Origin of the sequence: Streptomyces sp. AHU1 (assembly GCF_045343905.1) — a bacterium.
Lineage (GTDB): Bacteria > Actinomycetota > Actinomycetes > Streptomycetales > Streptomycetaceae > Streptomyces > Streptomyces triticiradicis.
Map to the genome: position 1 here is coordinate 5,339,529 of NZ_CP174283.1, position 17,490 is coordinate 5,357,018.

The following is a 17,490-nucleotide window of genomic DNA, read 5'->3' on the forward strand; positions in this document are numbered from 1 at the left end:
TCACATCCCTTCCCGGGTGCTGCGCATCGCGCCGAAGCCGGACAGCTTCACCATCAGCAGGGACAGCGCGGTCGCCGCGAGCACCAGGAAGGAGGCGACGGCGCTCGCGTAGCCGAAGTCGTAGCTCTTGAAGCCCGCCTGGTACATCAGGTACGGCAGGATCGCCGTGTCGGTGCCCGGACCGCCCTGGGTGAGGATCAGGACCGTCTCGAAGTACGTCAGCGAACCGACGATCATCAGCACGCTCGACGTCGTCGCGGTGTTGCGGAGCTGCGGGAGCGTGATCGAGAAGAACTGGCGATAGCGGCCGGCGCCGTCGATCGCGGCCGCCTGGTAGAGCACTTCGGGGATCTGCCGTGCCCCGCCCTGGTAGATCAGGGTGTGGAAGGGGATGAACTGCCAGCCGCCGACGAACACGATCGCGAGGAACGCGCCGCTGGTCGTGCCGAGGGTGTCCTTGTGGATGATGCCGAAGTTCGGGTCGAGCAGCGCGTAGAACAGCAGCGAGATCGCCGTCGACGACAGCAGGAACGGTACGAAGAAGACCGCCGAGAGCACCGCGCGGTTGCGCTGGCGGCCCGCCGCCCACACGCCCAGCAGGAGCGAGACCACCGTCTGGAACGCCCAGCTCACCACGGTCAGCGAGACGGTGACCGTCAGCGACTGGGTCAGCCGGTCGTCGCCCAGCAGCTTGCGCCAGTTGGCCAGACCGGCCGGCTCCGGGTCGCCCAGGCCGTTCCACTTGGTGAACGACAGGTAGAAGGCCAGGGCCATCGGGGCGAGGGCGAAGAACGCGAAGAACAGGACGCCGGGGACGGCCAGCGCCGCGCTCGGGCGGCCGGTCCTGTTGTGTCCGCCGGAGCGGGGGCGGCCCGCGTCGCCGCGCGGACCGCCCTTGAGCTGTGTGGGGCTCACTTCAGCTCCTTGAGTGCCGACACGAACTGCGTCGGCGAGGACTTGCCCACGAACAGCTTGTTGACCTCGGTGAGCATCGGCGTCGCCACGTTCGGGTCGACCGCCTGGTCCCAGCTCAGCGTGAACGCCGGGGCCTTCTGCACCATCTCGTACTGGAACTTGGCGAACTCCGGGTTCGGCGAGGCGTCCAGGAGGGTCGCCGCGTTCGAGGTCGCCGGGACGTCGCCGTTGGCGATGAGTTCCTTGGTGTACGCCAGGGAGGCGGAGTCCCGCAGGAAGGCGATCGCCGCGTCCTTGTTGGAGGTGTGGGCGTTCACCGACCAGTAGTTGGTGGGGTTGCCGACCACGTTGCGGATGTCGCCGGCGCCGCCCTCGATCTGCGGGAAGGCGCACCAGCCCAGGTTCTTCTTGGCGAAGTCGGGGAACTTGCCGAGCTGCGTGGAGTACTCCCACGAACCCATCAGGTGCATCGCCGCCTTGCCCTTGGCGAAGACCGCGGGCGCTCCGCCGTTGCCGTAGCCCACCGAGCTGTAGCCCTTGCCGAAGGCGCCGTCGTCGATCAGCTCCTTGACCGTCTGGGCGGCCTTGAGGACGGCCGGGTCGCCCCAGGCGGAGGCGTCACCGTTCTTGATCTTCTCGAAGACCTGGGGGCCGCCGATCCGGTCGACCAGGTACTCCAGCCACATCAGTTCGGGCCAGATGTCCGCGCCGCCCAGCGCGAACGGGGTGATCTTCGCCTTCTTCAGCTTGGCGTTGATGTCCAGCAACTGGTCCCAGGTGGTGGGCGGCTGGAACTTGTGCTCCTCGAAGACCGTCTTGTTGTAGAAGAGGATCACGGGCTGCATGCCGCGCATGGGCACGCCGTAGTTCTTGCCGTCCAGCCCGCCCGCCGCCAGCACCGACGGCAGGAAGCCGCTCTTGAGCACCGGGTCGGACGCGATGACGTCGGTCAGGTCGACCAGTTGGCCGGCCTCGCGGTAGGCCTTGATGGAGCCGCCGCCCCAGTTGAAGAACACGTCGGGGGCGTTGGGCGAGCCCATCGCCGTGCGCAGCTTGGCCGGGTAGTCGGTCGCGGGCACCTTCTGCAGCTTGATGCTGCCCTTGGCCTTCTTCGCCGCGGCCGACGCGTTGAACCGGTTGACGGACTTGACCTGGATCTTCGCCGCGTCGTCGCCGTAGACGAACGCGGTGAGCGTCCCGTCGGCGCCGGAACCGCCGCTGGAGCCGCAGGCGGTGAGCCCGCCGACAGAGGCCAGTGCGGCCGTGCCCGCGCCGAGGAACCAACGTCTGCTGTAGGACTCCATGGACGGCACCTCTCGGTCAGCGCGAGGGATCGCCGATGATCTCTCGCGAATGTTTCGAGTTATATTTCGAATGTTCCGGGAAGGTAAGACGATCCGATGGGTCCGTCAAGGGGTCGCGCAGAGATACGATCGCCGCCATGAAGCCTGGGAAGTCCGCAGAACCACAGACGGCGACGCTGGCCGAGATCGCTCGGGAGGCCGGCGTGTCGGCTCCGACTGTTTCGAAAGTCCTCAACGGCCGCGCCGATGTCGCCCCCGCGACCCGCTCCCGCGTCGAGGAGCTGCTGCACGCCTACGGCTACCGGCGCCGCCGGGCCGAGGCTTCCCGCTCGCCGCTGATCGACCTGGTCTTCCACGAGCTGGAGAGCGCCTGGGCGATGGAGGTCATCCGGGGCGTGGAGAACGTCGCCAGGGAGGCCGGCCTCAGCGTCGTGCTCTCCGAGTCGGCCGGGCGGCTCACCCCCGGCCGGACCTGGGCCGACCAGGTCGCCGCCCGCCGCCCGCACGGCGTGGTCCTCGTCCTGTCGGGCCTCGACGGCTCCCAGCGCGCCCTGCTGAACAGCAGGTCCATCCCGTTCGTGGTGATGGACCCGGCGGGCGACCCCGGCGTCGACGTGCCCTCCATCGGCGCCACCAACTGGCAGGGCGGCCTCGCCGCCACCCGCCACCTCGTCGAACTCGGCCACACCCGGATCGGCGCCATCAGCGGGCCGTCCCGGATGATGTGCAGCCGGGCCCGGGTCGACGGCTACCGCGCTGCGCTGGAGACGGCCGGGCTGCCCGTCGACCCCTCGCTGATCGTCGCCGGCGACTTCCACCACGAGGCCGGGTACCGGATCGGGCTCGACCTGCTGCGCCGCCCCGACCGGCCCACGGCCGTCTTCGCCGGCAACGACCTCCAGGCGCTCGGCCTCTACGAGGCGGCCCGTGAGCTGGGGCTGCGCATTCCCGAGGACCTGAGCGTCGTCGGCTTCGACGACCTGCCGGTGGCGCGCTGGGTGGGGCCGCCGCTGACGACCGTGCGGCAGCCGCTGACGGAGATGGCCGAGGCGGCGGCGAAGCTGGTGCTCGACCTGAGCCGCCAGGAGAGGCCCTCGGCCGGGACGCGGATGGAGCTCGCCACGAGCCTGGTCGTCCGCAGCAGCACGGGGGCGCCTCCGGCGGGGGCCAGCTGACGTCGTGGGGTCTGTCCGGTGGGTGGGTCGGGGCCGTGCCGGTACATCCGCCCGCATCCGAACGGATCCCACCGGGGTTGTGAAGTGCGGGCAGGTTCTGATCCGTCCGGCCTGCGGGCATTCGATGTACCGGCACGTCCCCTCCCGTGCGTCGCCGGGTGCGGGTGCTTCGTGGTGGCCGTTCCAGCCCCGGTCGGCGAAAGTTTCAGCCCCTCCGGCGTTTGAGGAGCGGGGGTCTGGGGGCGGAGCCCCCGGGTTCGGGTCGGGTAGGGGCGGAGGGGGCGAAAAAGCAGGGGGTGGGGTCACCAGGGGGGCAGGTCGGTCCTGCGGGGCGGGGGAGGGCGTATTGACGGGTGGGGCGTCCGCCTCCACACTCCTGCGAAGTCAATCGGTTGTACGGCCGAAACTTTCGGAGGCACCCGCCATGAGAACCTCCCGAACCCGCTCCTTCAGAATCCGTCCCTTACGCCGCCGCGTCGCCGCCCTGCTCGCCGGGGCCGCGGCGGTGGCCGCCCTGCTCGCGGCCGGTACGACGGCGCACGCCGCCGGCACCCCGCTGCGCGACCTCGCCGCCGCCAAGGGCAAGGTCATCGGCACCGCCGTCACCGGCTCCAAGCTGACCGGCACGTACGGCGACATCGCCGGGGGCCAGTTCAACTCGCTGACCCCGGGCAACGCGATGAAGTGGGGCAGCGTCGAGCCCACCCGGGGCAGTTTCAACTGGGCCGAGGCCGACCAGATCGTCGCGTTCGCGCAGGCCCACGACCAGCAGGTGCGCGGCCACACCCTGGTCTGGCACAGCCAGAACCCGAGCTGGCTGACCGACGGCACCTGGACCACTGCCGAGCTGAGCGGTCTGCTCCAGGACCACATCACCACCGAAGTCACCCGCTACAAGGGGAAACTGGCCGCCTGGGACGTGGTCAACGAACCCTTCAACGAGGACGGCACCTACCGCTCGACCCTCTGGTACAACGGCCTCGGCGCCGACTACATCGCCCAGGCGCTGACCTGGGCGCACGCCGCCGACCCGAGCGCCAAGCTCTACATCAACGACTACAACGTCGAGGGCGTCAACGCCAAGAGCACCGCCCTGTACAACCTGGTCAAGTCCCTGAAGGCGCGCGGCGTCCCGATCGACGGCGTCGGCCTGCAGGCCCACCTCATCCTCGGCCAGGTCCCCGGCACCCTCCAGCAGAACATCCAGCGCTTCGCCGACCTCGGCGTCGACGTCGCGGTCACGGAGCTGGACGTCCGGATGCAGCTCCCCTCCGACAGCACCGATCTGGCGCAGCAGGCCGCCGACTACAAGGCGGTGTTCGACGCCTGCGTCGCCGTGACCCGCTGCTACGGCGTGACCGTCTGGGGCTTCACCGACTCCGACTCCTGGATCCCGGACGTCTTCTCGGGCTACGGCGCGGCGACACCGTACGACGAGAACTACGCGCCCAAACCGGCGTACGACGCCATCGCGGCCTCGCTCGGCGGGACCACCACACCGCCGCCCACCGGCGCGTGCACGGCGACGTACAGCGTGCAGAGCCAGTGGAACACCGGGTTCACGGGGCAGGTGCGCATCGCGTGCTCCGGGGCCGCGCTCTCCTCGTGGAAGGTGAACTGGGCGTACGGCGCGGGCCAGCGGATCACCCAGGCCTGGAACGCGACCTGCACCCAGAGCGGCGCGGCGGTGAGCTGCGCCAACGCCTCCTACAACGGGTCCGTCCCGGACGGCGGTTCGGTGACGTTGGGGTTCAACGCCTCCTGGAGCGGCAGCAATCCGGTGCCCACGGTGACGCTGGGCTGAGACGGGCCGGGGCACCGTGAGGCGCTGAGTCCGCACTGAGAACGATGAGATTCTCCGAAGAAAACCGTTCCGCGCCTCTTTCCCTAACAGTCCCCTAATAATGCGGTCCTACGTTCCTGACCGTGATCGGACACGACGAGAGCGGCGACGAGGTCGGACGGCGGGGCCGGCGGCCGAAGGTGCTGAAGGCCGCCGGTCTCGCCCTGGCGGGACTGCTGGTGCTGGGCACCGGGACCGCGGGCTGGGCGTACTGGCATCTGAACCGGAACATCAGGAGCGTCGACATCGACAGCGCGCTCGGCGACGATCGCCCGGCGAAGGCGGTGGCGACGCCCTCGTCCCCGGCGTCCGCCTCCGCCTCGGCGTCCCCGGCGCCGCTGCCGACCGAGGCCCTCAACATCCTGGTCCTCGGCTCCGACTCGCGCAGCGGCACGGCGAACGCGAAGCTCGGCGGCGGGGACAGTTCCGGCGCGCGCTCCGACACGGCGATGGTCGTGCACATCGACGCGGGACGCACCCGGGCCACGGTCGTCAGCATCCCGCGGGACACGCTCGTCACCCGTCCGTCCTGCCCGCTGCCGTCCGGGGGCTCGACGGCGGTGGCGTACGGCGCGATGTTCAACAGCGCCTACGCGGTGGGCGGACCGGTGTGCGCGGTGAAGACGGCCGAGTCGGTCACGGGCGTCCGGATGGACCACTACATCGAGATCGACTTCTCGGGCTTCGCGAAGCTGGTGAACGCCCTCGGCGGGGTCACCGTCACCACCGATCAGGACATCGACGACGACAGGAGCCACCTGCACCTGGCCGCGGGCACCCACCACCTGAACGGCAAGCAGGCCCTGGCCCTGGCCCGCACCCGCCACGGCATAGGCGACGGCAGCGACCTGGGCCGCATAGGCCTGCAGCAGAAGCTGGTCAAGGCGCTGCTGGCGCGGATCGCCACCACCGACCTGCTCACCGACCCGGCCAGGCTCTACGGCGTCGCGAACGCGGTGACCGGCAGCCTGACGACGGACACCGGGCTGGACTCGCTCGCCGAACTGTCGGGACTCGGCCGGAGCCTGGAGGGCCTGTCCTCGGACGACGTGAGGACGGTGATGATGCCGGTGACCACGGCGCCGTCCGACCCCAACCGGGTGGTCGCGGACGAGCCGGAGGCGAGTGACCTGTGGGACTCGCTCGGATGACCGGATGACCGGATGAACGGGGCGCGGTCCGCGGGGAGAGCCGTCCGGCCCCGTCCCGGGAAAGTTCTCGAAGAAATCCGGGGAGGGTGTCGAAACCGGTGTCCGCCGTTCGACGCACAGGTGAGAGGCGGGGAGAAGCCCCGCCGCCGAGGCGCCGAAGACACCACAGGCACCACAGACACGAGGAGTCACCATGCCCCGCTACCTCTCCCTGGTCCAGATCGACGAGCGCACCGCGCCCGCCGAAGGTCCCAGCCCCGAACTGATGCAGCGGATGGGCGAGCTCATCGAGGAGATCACCAAGGCCGGCGTCATGCTCCAGACCGAGGGCCTCACCCCCAGCGCGCAGGGCAAGCGCGTCCACTACGCGGGCGGGGAGCTGTCCGTCACCGACGGGCCCTTCACCGAGTCCAAGGAGGTCGTCGGCGGCTACGCGATCATGCAGTGCAAGGACATGGCCGAGGCCGTGGAGTGGACCAAGCGGTTCCTGAAGGTCCACGAGGAGCACTGGACGGTCACCTGCGAGGTGCGGGAGATCGCCGAGGGCTGAGCGGGCTCCTTGGCCGGACGCCGCGGTGGGTGTCTCATGGTGGGTTGTGGAACAGCAGCCCGCACCAGCACCCGCCGGCGGCGTCGACACCGCCGTCGAGACCATCTTCCGCATCGAGTCCCCCCGCATCATCGCGAGCGCGGCCCGGATCGTCCGTGACGTCGGCATCGCCGAGGAACTGGCGCAGGACGCCCTGGTCGCGGCGTTGGAGCAGTGGCCGCGCGACGGCGTGCCGGACAACCCGGGCGCCTGGCTGACGGCCGCGGCCAAGCACCGGGCGATCGACCTCGTACGCCGCCGCGAGAACTACGCGCGCAAGCTGGAGGAGGTCGGGCGGGACCTCTCGCTGTCCGCGCCGTACCACGTCGACGAACCCGCCGACCCGGACGACATCGACGACGACCTGCTCCGGCTGGTCTTCACCGCCTGCCACCCCGTCCTGTCCGCCGAGGCCCGCATCGCGCTCACTCTGCGGCTCCTCGGCGGCCTGACGACGTCCGAGATCGCCCGCGCCTTCCTCGTCCCGGAGGCGACGGTCGCCCAGCGCATCGTGCGGGCCAAGCGGACGCTGGCGACGAAGGGGGTCGCCTTCGAGGTCCCCTACGGGCCCGAGCGCGAAGCCCGGCTCGGATCCGTGCTGGAGGTCATCTACCTCGTCTTCAACGAGGGGTACGCGGCCACGGCGGGCGACGACCTGCTGCGTCCCGCGCTGTGCGAGGACGCGCTGCGGCTGGCCCGGGTGCTCGCCGAACTGATGCCCAAGGAGAGCGAGGTGCACGCGCTCGCCGCCCTGCTGGAACTCCAGGAGTCCCGGGCGGCCGCCCGCACCGGACCCGGCGGCGAGCCCGTGCTCCTCAAGGACCAGCAGCGCCGGCGCTGGAACCGCATGCTGATCGGCCGCGGCTTCACCGCGCTGGGCCGCGCCGACGCCGTGGCCACCGGCGGCCCGGGGCCGTACGCCCTCCAGGCCGCCATCGCCGCCTGCCACGCGCGGGCCCACACCTACGAGGACACCGACTGGCACCAGATCGCCGCCCTGTACGGCCTGCTGGCGGCCCGCGCCCCCTCCCCGGTCGTCGAACTCAACCGCGCCGTGGCCGTCTCCATGGCCGAGGGCCCGGAACCCGCCCTGGAGATCGTCGACGCCCTCGTCGGTGAACCCGCCCTGCGCGGATACCACTTGCTGCCGAGCGTGCGTGGCGACCTGCTCGCCCGGCTCGGACGCACGGAGCAGGCGCGCGCGGAGTTCGAACGGGCCGCCGCGCTGGCGCGCAACGAGCGGGAGCGGGAACTGCTGGAGGAGCGGGCGCGTGAGCTGCGCGGTCGTGAGGCTCCCGGCCGGTGACTCCGTGGGGACGCCGTCTCAGAGCGTCCGCAGCAGGCAGTCGACGAAGACGGCGGCCACCCCCGTGGCCAGGGCGCCGGCGAAGAGCCGGCGCCTGAGGCAGTCATAGCGGTGCTGGTACTCCCGGCGGAGCTGCAACGCACGCTCGGCCGTGCGGGTGATCATCGTCCGGGAGAGGGCGAGCTGACGACCGGTGAAGAGGTCGACCACCTCTTCCCGCTGGGCGGTCGTCAGCCAGTCGAGCTGATCGGCGAAGGACTCGGCCTCCGCGTGGGCCCGCTCGATCTCCCCCTGCCACAGCAGGTAGCCCTCCATCCTGGCGATGCCGTCCCGGACCGAACCGCCGTCCAGCGGCTTCTCGGCGCTCACGGCGGACCCCTCAGCCCTGTGGTCCGGAGGGTCGGCCGGACCGCCCCTCGGGGCCGGGCTTCCTCATGCCCAGCTCCTGGTGGCTCTCCACGCTGCCGAGCGCGGCGATCTGCGGGTGGTGCAGGTCGAAGGCCGGGGATTCACTGCGGATCCGCGGCAGGGTGAGGAAGTTGTGCCGCGGCGGCGGGCAGGAGGTCGCCCACTCCAGCGAACGGCCGTAGCCCCACGGGTCGTCGACCTCGACCTTCTTGCCGTACTTGGCCGTCTTCCACACGTTGTAGAGGAACGGCAGGATCGACAGGCCGAGCAGGAACGCGCTGATCGTCGAGACCGTGTTCAGCGCGGTGAAGCCGTCGGCCGCGAGGTAGTCGGCGTAACGGCGGGGCATGCCCTCGGCACCCAGCCAGTGCTGCACCAGGAACGTGCCGTGGAAGCCCACGAACAGGGTCCAGAAGGTGACCTTGCCGAGACGCTCGTCGAGCATCTTGCCGGTCATCTTCGGCCACCAGAAGTGGAAGCCGGAGAACATCGCGAAGACGACCGTGCCGAACACCACGTAGTGGAAGTGCGCCACCACGAAGTACGAGTCCGAGACGTGGAAGTCCATCGGCGGCGAGGCCAGGATGACGCCGGTCAGACCACCGAAGAGGAAGGTGACCAGGAAGCCGACGGCCCAGAGCATCGGTGTCTCGAAGGACAGCGAGCCCTTCCACATCGTTCCGATCCAGTTGAAGAACTTCACGCCGGTCGGCACGGCGATGAGGAACGTCATGAAGGAGAAGAACGGGAGCAGCACGCCACCGGTGACGTACATGTGGTGCGCCCACACCGTGATGGACAGGCCCGAGATCGCGATGGTCGCGCCGATCAGGCCCATGTAGCCGAACATCGGCTTGCGCGAGAACACCGGGATCACCTCGGAGACGATCCCGAAGAACGGCAGCGCGATGATGTACACCTCCGGATGGCCGAAGAACCAGAAGAGGTGTTGCCACAGCAGGGCTCCGCCGTTGGCCGCGTCGAACACGTGCGCACCGAACTTGCGGTCCACCTCCAGGGTGAAGAGGGCCGCCGCCAGGACCGGGAAGGCGAACAGGACCAGGACGCCGGTCAGCAGCACGTTCCAGCAGAAGATCGGCATGCGGAACATCGTCATGCCGGGAGCGCGCATGCAGATGATCGTGGTGATGAAGTTGACCGAGCCGAGGATCGTGCCGAAGCCGGAGAAGGCCAGACCCATGATTCCCATGTCGGCGCCGATGGTCGGCGTGTGGTACGCGTCCGACAGGGGCACGTACATGAACCAGCCGAAGTCGGGGGCGCCCTGCGGGGTGAGGAAGCTGGCCGCCGCGAGCGTCGAGCCGAAGAGGTACAGCCAGTAGGCCAGCATGTTCAGCCGCGGGAACGCCACGTCGGGCGCCCCGATCTGCAGCGGCATGATCCAGTTGGCGAAACCGGCGAACAACGGCGTCGCGAACATCAGCAGCATGACCAGGCCGTGCATCGTGAACGCCTGGTTGTACTGCTCGTTCGACAGGATCTGCAGACCCGGGCGGGCCAGCTCGGCGCGCATGAGCAGCGCCATGATGCCGCCGACCACGAAGAACGCGAACGACGACACCAGATAGAGCGTGCCGATCGTCTTGTGGTCGGTGGTGGTGAGCCACTTGACCACGACGCTGCCGGGCCGCTTGCGCCGCACCGGCAGTTCGTCCTCGTACGATTCGTCAACCGCTGCGGCGGCGGCATGGGGCCCTTTGGGGATGCTCACGGTTCGTTCGTCTCCGAGTTTTCCGGTCCGGACCGGTCTGCTCAAGGCCCGACGGGTCGACGCCGAAGCCGGGACGGCGGCTTCGTTCCGACGCAACGCTACGGAAATTCAGGCGGATATCCACTGGAAGTGGACGCTTTCGCCGAATTTCACCCGTTCACTCGGTTTTTGGTGTCGGTCCGCCGCCGGACCGTGCCTCGCTCAGAACGCGTCGCCGGCGGTGGCCGGCCGCGCGGGTGCCCCCACCAGCATGGTCGGGGCTCCCGCCACCCGGGTGAGGAACACGGTCGCGGAGTGCGGGCCCTGCGGCTTCACCTTGCGGCGCAGTTCCTCCGGTTCGACGGCCGACCCGCGCTTCTTCACGGTCAGGACGCCGACCTCCCGCTCCCGGAGCAGGGCCTTCAACTTCTTCACGTTGAAGGGGAGTCGATCGGTGATCTCGTACGCGGCGGCGTACGGGGTGGGGCGCAGCTCGTCCGCGGTGACGTAGGCGATCGTCTCGTCGACCAGTCCGCCGTCCAGGTCCTCGGCCACCTCGGCGACCAGGTGCGCGCGGATGACGGCGCCGTCCGGCTCGTACAGATAGCGTCCGACCGTCCTGACCGCCGGATCCGGCAGGCCGCGGCCGCGCAGCTCGCGCGGGCCCGGCAGCAGGGTGGCGCGCACCAGGCCCGGCTCCGTGCCGAACCAGAGCACCGCCTCCTTCACGTCCCCGCCGTCCGAGATCCACTCGGCCTCCGCCTCGGCGGGGACCGCCTCGTGCGGGATGCCGGGAGCGATCTTCAGCGCGGCGACCGGGGACTTGAGGGCCGCCGCGACCGCCCAGGACAGCGGCGGCGAGTAGGCCTCCGGGTCGAAGATCCGGCCCCGGCCGCCCCGGCGCGCGGGGTCCACGAAGACGGCGTCGTACGAGGCGGTGTCCACCTCGGTGACGTCCGCCTCGCGCACCTCGATCAGGTCCGCGAGCCCCAGCGCGTCGGCGTTCGCGCGGGCGGCGGCGGCCGTCAGCGGGTCGCGGTCGACGGCCAGGACGCGGATTCCGGCGCGGGCCAGCGCGATGGCGTCGCCGCCGATGCCGCAGCACAGGTCGGCGACGGAACGGACTCCCAGCACGCGCAGCCGCTCGGCGCGGTGCACGGCCACGCTCGTACGGGTGGACTGCTCGACCCCGTTCGGGGTGAAGAACATCCGTCCGGCGTCCTCGGCCCCGAACTTCGCCACCGCCCGCTGCCGCAGCCGCGCCTGTCCGAGGGCCGCGGAGACCAGTTCGGCGGGGTGCTTGCGGCGCAGTCGGGTGGCGACGGCCAGTTCCTGCGCCGGTTCGGTGGCGCGGACCTCGTCGAGCAGGGCGCGGCCCTCGGCGGTGAGGAGGGGGGCGAAGGAGACGTCGTTCACCCGGCCATTGTGGGCCAGTCGGTGGACGGTGTGCTTCCGGCGGCGGTGTCGAGGCCCTGGCGAGGCCGGTGAGCTGGGAGGATCCGGCTCCATGCGACCCGTACGACAAAATGATAAAACCGGCGCAAACGGGGCTGGTGCGCGTCGGGGGGTCGGCGTGCTCGCCCTCGTCCTCCTCACCTCCGGCTGCGCCGGGACCGGAGCGGCTCCCGCCGAGGGGTGCGCGGTCGCATGCCCGGAGGGCTCCCCGTGAGGGCGAGGGTGTCGGCCGCCGGGCTGCTCGTGGCGCTCCTGCTCGGCGGCTGCGCGCAGTCCGTCGACCCCATCGAGCGCCTCGGCAAGAAGGCGGCCCAGCGGGTCCACCCGACGGAGTCGGTGTACCGCCGCTGGGGTCTCTCCACCCCGCTCGCGCCGGCGCCGGAAGTCCCCGCCCGGGCCACCGCGCGCACCGCCGACACGGAACTGCCGCCCGTCGTCGACCAGGTGCGCACCCGCGACAAGGTGGTCTTCCTGACGTACGACGACGGGGCGGAGCGCGATCCCCGGTTCGCCGACATGGTCCGTGAACTGCGCCTGCCGGTCAGCGTGTTCCTCACGGACCGGGTCGCCGGGCCCGGGTACGGGCGCTTCGCCCGGCTGCGCGCGGTCGGCGCGAGCGTCCAGAACCACACCCTCGACCACGCCGTCCTGCGCGGTCTGCCCTACGCCGGCCAGCGTGCCGAGATCTGCGGACAACAGGACAAGCTCGCCCGGCGCTTCGGCGTCCGGCCCCGGCTGCTGCGGCCCCCGTACGGCAGGTACGACGAGACCACCCTGCGCGCCGCCGCCGACTGCGGGGTCACCGCGCTCGTCCTCGGCAGGACGGCCGACGCGCACCGGCTCCGTCCGGGTGACATCCTCTCCGGCCCGGGCGAACCCGGCCTCACGGACGCCACGCTCGGGCTGCTCCGGAGGATCCAGCGCGAGGGCTTCACCGTGGCGCGACTGGAGAACTACCTCTAGGGACACCGGCCGGAGAGCGGTCCCCGGACGCGCCCGTCCGGGGCGGTCCGGGGCCTTCCGGGCCACGCCACGCCGGACGGCTTTGGCACTCCGCTTGACCGAGTGCTAATCACAGTCATAGTCTCAGGTCTGGCACTCCCCCCTGGAGAGTGCCAACAGCGACGGGCAGGTCCGGCACCCGCGACGACGGATCGACCTGGTCGCCACCTCAGACAGTTAACCCCGTGAGATCTCCGAAGGGGGAGGTCGGATCGTGACGACCGCCAGCTCCAAGGTTGCCATCAAGCCGCTCGAGGACCGCATCGTGGTCCAGCCGCTCGACGCCGAGCAGACCACGGCCTCCGGCCTGGTCATTCCCGACACGGCGAAGGAGAAGCCCCAGGAGGGCGTCGTCCTGGCCGTGGGCCCGGGCCGCATCGAGGACGGCAAGCGTGTCGAGCTCGACGTCGCCGTCGGCGACATCGTTCTCTACAGCAAGTACGGCGGCACCGAGGTGAAGTACAACGGCGAGGAGTACCTCGTCCTCTCGGCTCGCGACGTGCTCGCGATCATCGAGAAGTAATTCACCCGGTAAGGGAGTTCGGGACCTTCCCCCGGACGACCCCGCACCAAGCATCGCAGTGAACTGCGCCCCTGGCCCCCGCGACCATCAACAGCCGGGCGCCGGGGGCGCAGTTCGTTTCTCCATCATTTTCCGAGAGGGCTGAACCGCTCCCATGGCGAAGATCCTGAAGTTCGACGAGGACGCCCGTCGCGCCCTTGAGCGCGGCGTCAACAAGCTTGCCGACACGGTGAAGGTGACGATCGGCCCCAAGGGCCGCAACGTCGTCATCGACAAGAAGTTCGGCGCTCCCACCATCACCAACGACGGTGTGACCATCGCCCGTGAGGTCGAGGTCGAGGACGCGTTCGAGAACCTCGGCGCCCAGCTGGTGAAGGAGGTGGCGACCAAGACCAACGACATCGCGGGTGACGGTACGACCACCGCCACCGTGCTCGCCCAGGCGCTCGTGCGCGAGGGCCTGCGCAACGTCGCCGCGGGTGCCTCCCCGGCGCTGCTGAAGAAGGGCATCGACGCGGCCGTCAAGGCGGTCTCCGACGAGCTCCTCGCCACCGCGCGCCCGATCGACGAGAAGTCCGACATCGCCGCCGTCGCCGGTCTGTCCGCCCAGGACCCGCAGGTCGGCGAGCTCATCGCCGAGGCGATGGACAAGGTCGGCAAGGACGGTGTCATCACCGTCGAGGAGTCCAACACCTTCGGCCTGGAGCTCGACTTCACCGAGGGCATGGCCTTCGACAAGGGCTACCTGTCCCCGTACATGGTGTCCGACCAGGAGCGTATGGAGGCCGTCCTCGACGACCCGTACATCCTCATCCACCAGGGCAAGATCAGCTCCATCCAGGACCTGCTGCCGTTGCTGGAGAAGGTCATCCAGTCGAACGCCTCCAAGCCGCTGCTGATCATCGCCGAGGACGTCGAGGGCGAGGCCCTGTCGACCCTGGTCGTGAACAAGATCCGCGGCACGTTCAACGCCGTCGCCGTGAAGGCCCCCGGCTTCGGTGACCGCCGCAAGGCCATGCTCGGCGACATCGCCACCCTCACCGGTGGTCAGGTCATCGCCGAGGAGGTCGGCCTCAAGCTCGACCAGGTCGGTCTGGACGTGCTCGGCAGCGCCCGCCGCGTGACCATCACCAAGGACGACACCACCATCGTCGACGGTGCCGGCAGCGCGGACGAGGTCGCCGGCCGCGTCAACCAGATCAAGGCCGAGATCGAGAACACGGACTCCGACTGGGACCGCGAGAAGCTCCAGGAGCGCCTCGCGAAGCTGGCCGGCGGCGTGTGCGTGATCAAGGTCGGCGCCGCCACCGAGGTGGAGCTGAAGGAGAAGAAGCACCGTCTGGAGGACGCCATCTCCGCGACCCGCGCCGCGGTCGAGGAGGGCATCGTCTCCGGTGGTGGCTCCGCGCTCGTCCACGCCGTCAAGGTCCTCGAGGGCAACCTCGACAAGACCGGCGACGAGGCCACGGGTGTCGCGGTCGTCCGCCGCGCCGCCGTCGAGCCGCTGCGCTGGATCGCCGAGAACGCCGGCCTGGAGGGCTACGTCATCACCTCCAAGGTCGCTGACCTCGACAAGGGCCAGGGCTTCAACGCCGCCACCGGTGAGTACGGCGACCTGGTCAAGGCCGGCGTCATCGACCCGGTGAAGGTCACCCGCTCCGCCCTGGAGAACGCCGCCTCCATCGCCTCCCTGCTCCTCACGACCGAGACCCTGGTCGTCGAGAAGCCGGCCGAGGAAGAGGCCGACGCCGGTCACGGCGGTCACGGCCACTCCCACTGACGCACACCGGAGCCGGCGCCGAGCCCCTGCCCGGGGCCCCGGCGCCGAACCGGCCCGCGTGACGTCGCCCCGCCGTTCCCACGGCGGGGCGAAGTGCTGTCCGGCGGACGCCGCCCGATGCGTTCTCGACGTCCGCGTCGCCGCGCCCGCCGTCAGGGCTTGTGCCGCAGCAGGAACCTGACGGGTTCCGCGAGCGCGGCCCTGGCCCCTTCCTCGTCCGCCAGCCGCGCCGCGAGGGTGGCCTCCGCCAGGCGCTGGGGAAGGGACTCGGCGAACTTCAGGCCGCGTACGGCTTGGACGTCGACCTCAGGCAGGGTGAGTCCTGCCTCGGTGTCCGCCACAGCCGCCCGCCAGGTCTGGGGAGTCAGGTCGTCGCGCAGCCGGATGAAGCGGTCGTCGATCTGCCGGTGCCTCAGGTCGACGGAGGAAAGGGACGCGGCGAGCGTGGCGTTCGCCCGGTGCCCGGCCCAGGTCCACCACCGCACGTCACCGTCGTCCCGCCGCGTGATGACGGTTCCGGCCGGGTGCACCACGTCCAGATGCGTCACCCGCGCTTCCGCGAGCCTCGCCTGCGCACGGCGGGTGAGGAGCACCGGAGGATCGCTGCCGAGCAGCACCTCACGGGCGGCCCGGGTCAGTACGTAGGAACGGACACGGACCGCCCCGAACCCGCTCCATTTGGCTCGCCCGCCCTCGTCCACGGGTTCCACGAAGCAGCGCCTGCGCCGCCAGTCGATGTACGTCACCAGCCAACTGCGGCCCGCCAGAAGCAGTTTCCGGGGGCCGTCGACGTCCTCGGTGAGCAGGTCCGGGTCCGTACGGCCGATCTCGGTGCGACCGCTGAGCACGGTGAACTCGGGGGGCGCGGTGAACGACGCCGTCAGGTTCATGAAGTGCCGGTGGCCGAAGCGGCGTTCGGCCTCGGGCCCGATGAACAGCGTGCCACTGTCCCGCTCCAGGTAACCCTGCTCCAACAGATGCCTCACGATGGGCTCGGCAGCGCTCCCGAACTGTCCGAGGCCGCCCCACCACTCCTGCCAGAGGTTCTCGCCGACCCGGTGCTCCTGAAGACACAGGGCGAGGATCTGCTGGGCGACGAGGTGACGCGGTTCGGGCGGCGCGGTGACCGGCTCCACCCAGCCGCGTGACCAGGCCAGCAACAAGGCGGCGGTGGACAGGAACCCCGTGTCGGTGAGGGCCAGGAACAGACAGTTGCGCGTGGTGCCGGGCCGCCGTCCGGTGCGTCCGAGGCGTTGCAGGAACGAGGCCACCGTGGCCGGTGCGTCGAGCTGGATCACCCGATCCAGGTCCCCGACGTCGATGCCCAGTTCCAGCGTGCTGGTCGAGACGATCACGCAGTCCCGGGCTTCGGCGAAGGCCTCCTCGGCGCGCCGCCGTTCGTCGGTGGAGAGCGAGGCGTGGGAGAGGAATGTGGTGACACCGCGGAGCCGGAGCTGCTCGCCCAGCTCCTCGACGGTGCGTCGGGTCTCGCAGAACACCAGGCGCTTCTCGCCCCGGTGCAGAGCGGAGATGACCGTTGCCGCGTTGGCGACGGAACCGACGTAGTCCAGCTCGATGTCGCCCGGTGGCGCGCTCGCTCCTGCCGTGGACGGGGTGGTCTCGGGGCCGGGGAGTGACACACCGGGCGCGATGACCTGCCCCGGTCGTCGCCCGCGGCCGGAGCCCTGGAGCCAGTCGAGCAGTTCGTGCGGATTGCCGACGGTGGCGGACAGACCGACCCGCTGAACCGGCCGCTCCACGATCTTCTGGAGCCGCTCCAGTACGGCGAGCAGATGCCAGCCGCGGTCGTCGCCCGCGAAGGCGTGTACCTCGTCGATCACCACGCTGTGCACGCCGGAGAAGAACGTCCGGTGGTCCACATTCGTACTGACCAGCATGGCCTCCAGCGACTCGGGCGTGGTGAGCAGCAGATCCGGACGCTGGGTGAGGATACGGCGGCGGCGCGTCGAGGCGATGTCGCCGTGCCACAGTTCCGCCGTCCGTCCCACCCAGCCCGCGTACGTCTCCAAGCGGGGGTGCAGGTTGTTGAGGAGGGCTTTCAGCGGGGTCACGTACAGGATGCCGGTGCCCTTCCACCCGTGCCGCTGGGCGCGGGTGAGCAAGGGGAAGGCGGCGGCCTCGGTCTTGCCTCCGGCGGTGGGTGCCAGCAGTACGGCGTCCTGCCCGGACAGCAGTGGACCGATCGCCTCCTCCTGGAGCGGCCGCAGGGAGCGCCAGCCCAGAGAGTTGACGATGTGATGGGTGAGGATCGGATCGAGCAGGTCCAGCGCGTCGGCGCTCACGGCAGCTCCAGTTCCCCGTTGCTCG

At 70.4% G+C, this 17,490-nt stretch carries 14 protein-coding genes; 8 read left to right on the forward strand and 6 right to left on the reverse strand.

Features of this window, described 5'->3' with window-relative positions; all coding sequences use genetic code 11:
* Together ACICHK_RS23970 and ACICHK_RS23975 are read right to left on the reverse strand one after the other, a co-directional pair.
* Entirely contained in the window at window positions 1-915 is a 915-nt protein-coding gene (locus ACICHK_RS23970; RefSeq protein ID WP_406838482.1) for a carbohydrate ABC transporter permease, read from the reverse strand.
* Entirely contained in the window at window positions 912-2,219 is a 1,308-nt protein-coding gene (locus tag ACICHK_RS23975; RefSeq protein WP_406838483.1) for an ABC transporter substrate-binding protein, read from the reverse strand. Before ACICHK_RS23975 ends, ACICHK_RS23970 begins: the two co-directional genes overlap by 4 nt.
* 137 nt (window positions 2,220-2,356) lie before the next feature.
* Between ACICHK_RS23975 and ACICHK_RS23980 the strand changes: the two genes are divergently transcribed.
* The 5 genes from ACICHK_RS23980 (at window position 2,357) to ACICHK_RS24000 (ending at window position 8,283) form a co-directional block, all read left to right on the forward strand.
* A complete protein-coding gene (locus ACICHK_RS23980) occupies window positions 2,357-3,394 on the forward strand; it encodes a LacI family DNA-binding transcriptional regulator (RefSeq protein WP_406838484.1) in 1,038 nt (345 codons plus the stop codon).
* A 424-nt stretch (window positions 3,395-3,818) separates the two neighbouring features.
* Window positions 3,819-5,198, forward strand: coding sequence for an endo-1,4-beta-xylanase (locus tag ACICHK_RS23985; RefSeq protein ID WP_406838485.1), 1,380 nt, complete (start codon window positions 3,819-3,821; stop codon window positions 5,196-5,198).
* A gap of 122 nt (window positions 5,199-5,320) precedes the next feature.
* Window positions 5,321-6,388 carry an LCP family protein gene (locus ACICHK_RS23990; RefSeq protein WP_406838486.1) on the forward strand — a complete coding sequence of 356 codons (1,068 nt, stop codon included), beginning with the start codon at window positions 5,321-5,323 and terminating at the stop codon, window positions 6,386-6,388.
* A 193-nt stretch (window positions 6,389-6,581) separates the two neighbouring features.
* Window positions 6,582-6,938 carry a YciI family protein gene (locus ACICHK_RS23995; RefSeq protein ID WP_151469210.1) on the forward strand — a complete coding sequence of 119 codons (357 nt, stop codon included), beginning with the start codon at window positions 6,582-6,584 and terminating at the stop codon, window positions 6,936-6,938.
* Between the two features lie 46 nt (window positions 6,939-6,984).
* The gene (locus ACICHK_RS24000; RefSeq protein WP_406838487.1) at window positions 6,985-8,283 is read left to right on the forward strand and encodes an RNA polymerase sigma factor; all 1,299 of its coding nucleotides are present in this window, start codon (window positions 6,985-6,987) and stop codon (window positions 8,281-8,283) included.
* 18 nt (window positions 8,284-8,301) lie between these two features.
* On the opposite strand, the gene ACICHK_RS24005 is transcribed toward ACICHK_RS24000, so the two are convergent.
* From ACICHK_RS24005 to ACICHK_RS24015, 3 genes are all read right to left on the reverse strand, one after another.
* Window positions 8,302-8,652, reverse strand: a complete 351-nt coding sequence (locus tag ACICHK_RS24005; protein ID WP_151469208.1) for a hypothetical protein — start codon at window positions 8,650-8,652, stop codon at window positions 8,302-8,304.
* A 10-nt stretch (window positions 8,653-8,662) separates the two neighbouring features.
* The gene (gene ctaD, locus ACICHK_RS24010) at window positions 8,663-10,423 is read right to left on the reverse strand and encodes a cytochrome c oxidase subunit I (protein ID WP_406838488.1); all 1,761 of its coding nucleotides are present in this window, start codon (window positions 10,421-10,423) and stop codon (window positions 8,663-8,665) included.
* Window positions 10,424-10,624: 201 nt separating this feature from the next.
* Complete coding sequence (locus tag ACICHK_RS24015; RefSeq protein ID WP_406838489.1) at window positions 10,625-11,818, reverse strand: THUMP-like domain-containing protein; 1,194 nt, start codon at window positions 11,816-11,818, stop codon at window positions 10,625-10,627.
* Window positions 11,819-12,067: 249 nt separating this feature from the next.
* On the opposite strand from ACICHK_RS24015, the gene ACICHK_RS24020 reads away from it, so the two are divergent.
* From ACICHK_RS24020 to groL, 3 genes are all read left to right on the forward strand, one after another.
* A complete protein-coding gene (locus ACICHK_RS24020; protein ID WP_406838490.1) occupies window positions 12,068-12,820 on the forward strand; it encodes a polysaccharide deacetylase family protein in 753 nt (250 codons plus the stop codon).
* Between the two features lie 253 nt (window positions 12,821-13,073).
* On the forward strand, window positions 13,074-13,382 hold the full coding sequence (groES, locus tag ACICHK_RS24025; RefSeq protein WP_037626893.1) for a co-chaperone GroES: 309 nt from the start codon (window positions 13,074-13,076) through the stop codon (window positions 13,380-13,382).
* A gap of 154 nt (window positions 13,383-13,536) precedes the next feature.
* Window positions 13,537-15,162 carry a chaperonin GroEL gene (gene groL, locus ACICHK_RS24030; protein WP_406838491.1) on the forward strand — a complete coding sequence of 542 codons (1,626 nt, stop codon included), beginning with the start codon at window positions 13,537-13,539 and terminating at the stop codon, window positions 15,160-15,162.
* A 152-nt stretch (window positions 15,163-15,314) separates the two neighbouring features.
* Here groL and ACICHK_RS24035 read toward each other — a convergent pair whose 3' ends face one another.
* The gene (locus ACICHK_RS24035; RefSeq protein ID WP_406838492.1) at window positions 15,315-17,465 is read right to left on the reverse strand and encodes a DEAD/DEAH box helicase; all 2,151 of its coding nucleotides are present in this window, start codon (window positions 17,463-17,465) and stop codon (window positions 15,315-15,317) included.
* Window positions 17,466-17,490 lie beyond the last annotated feature (25 nt).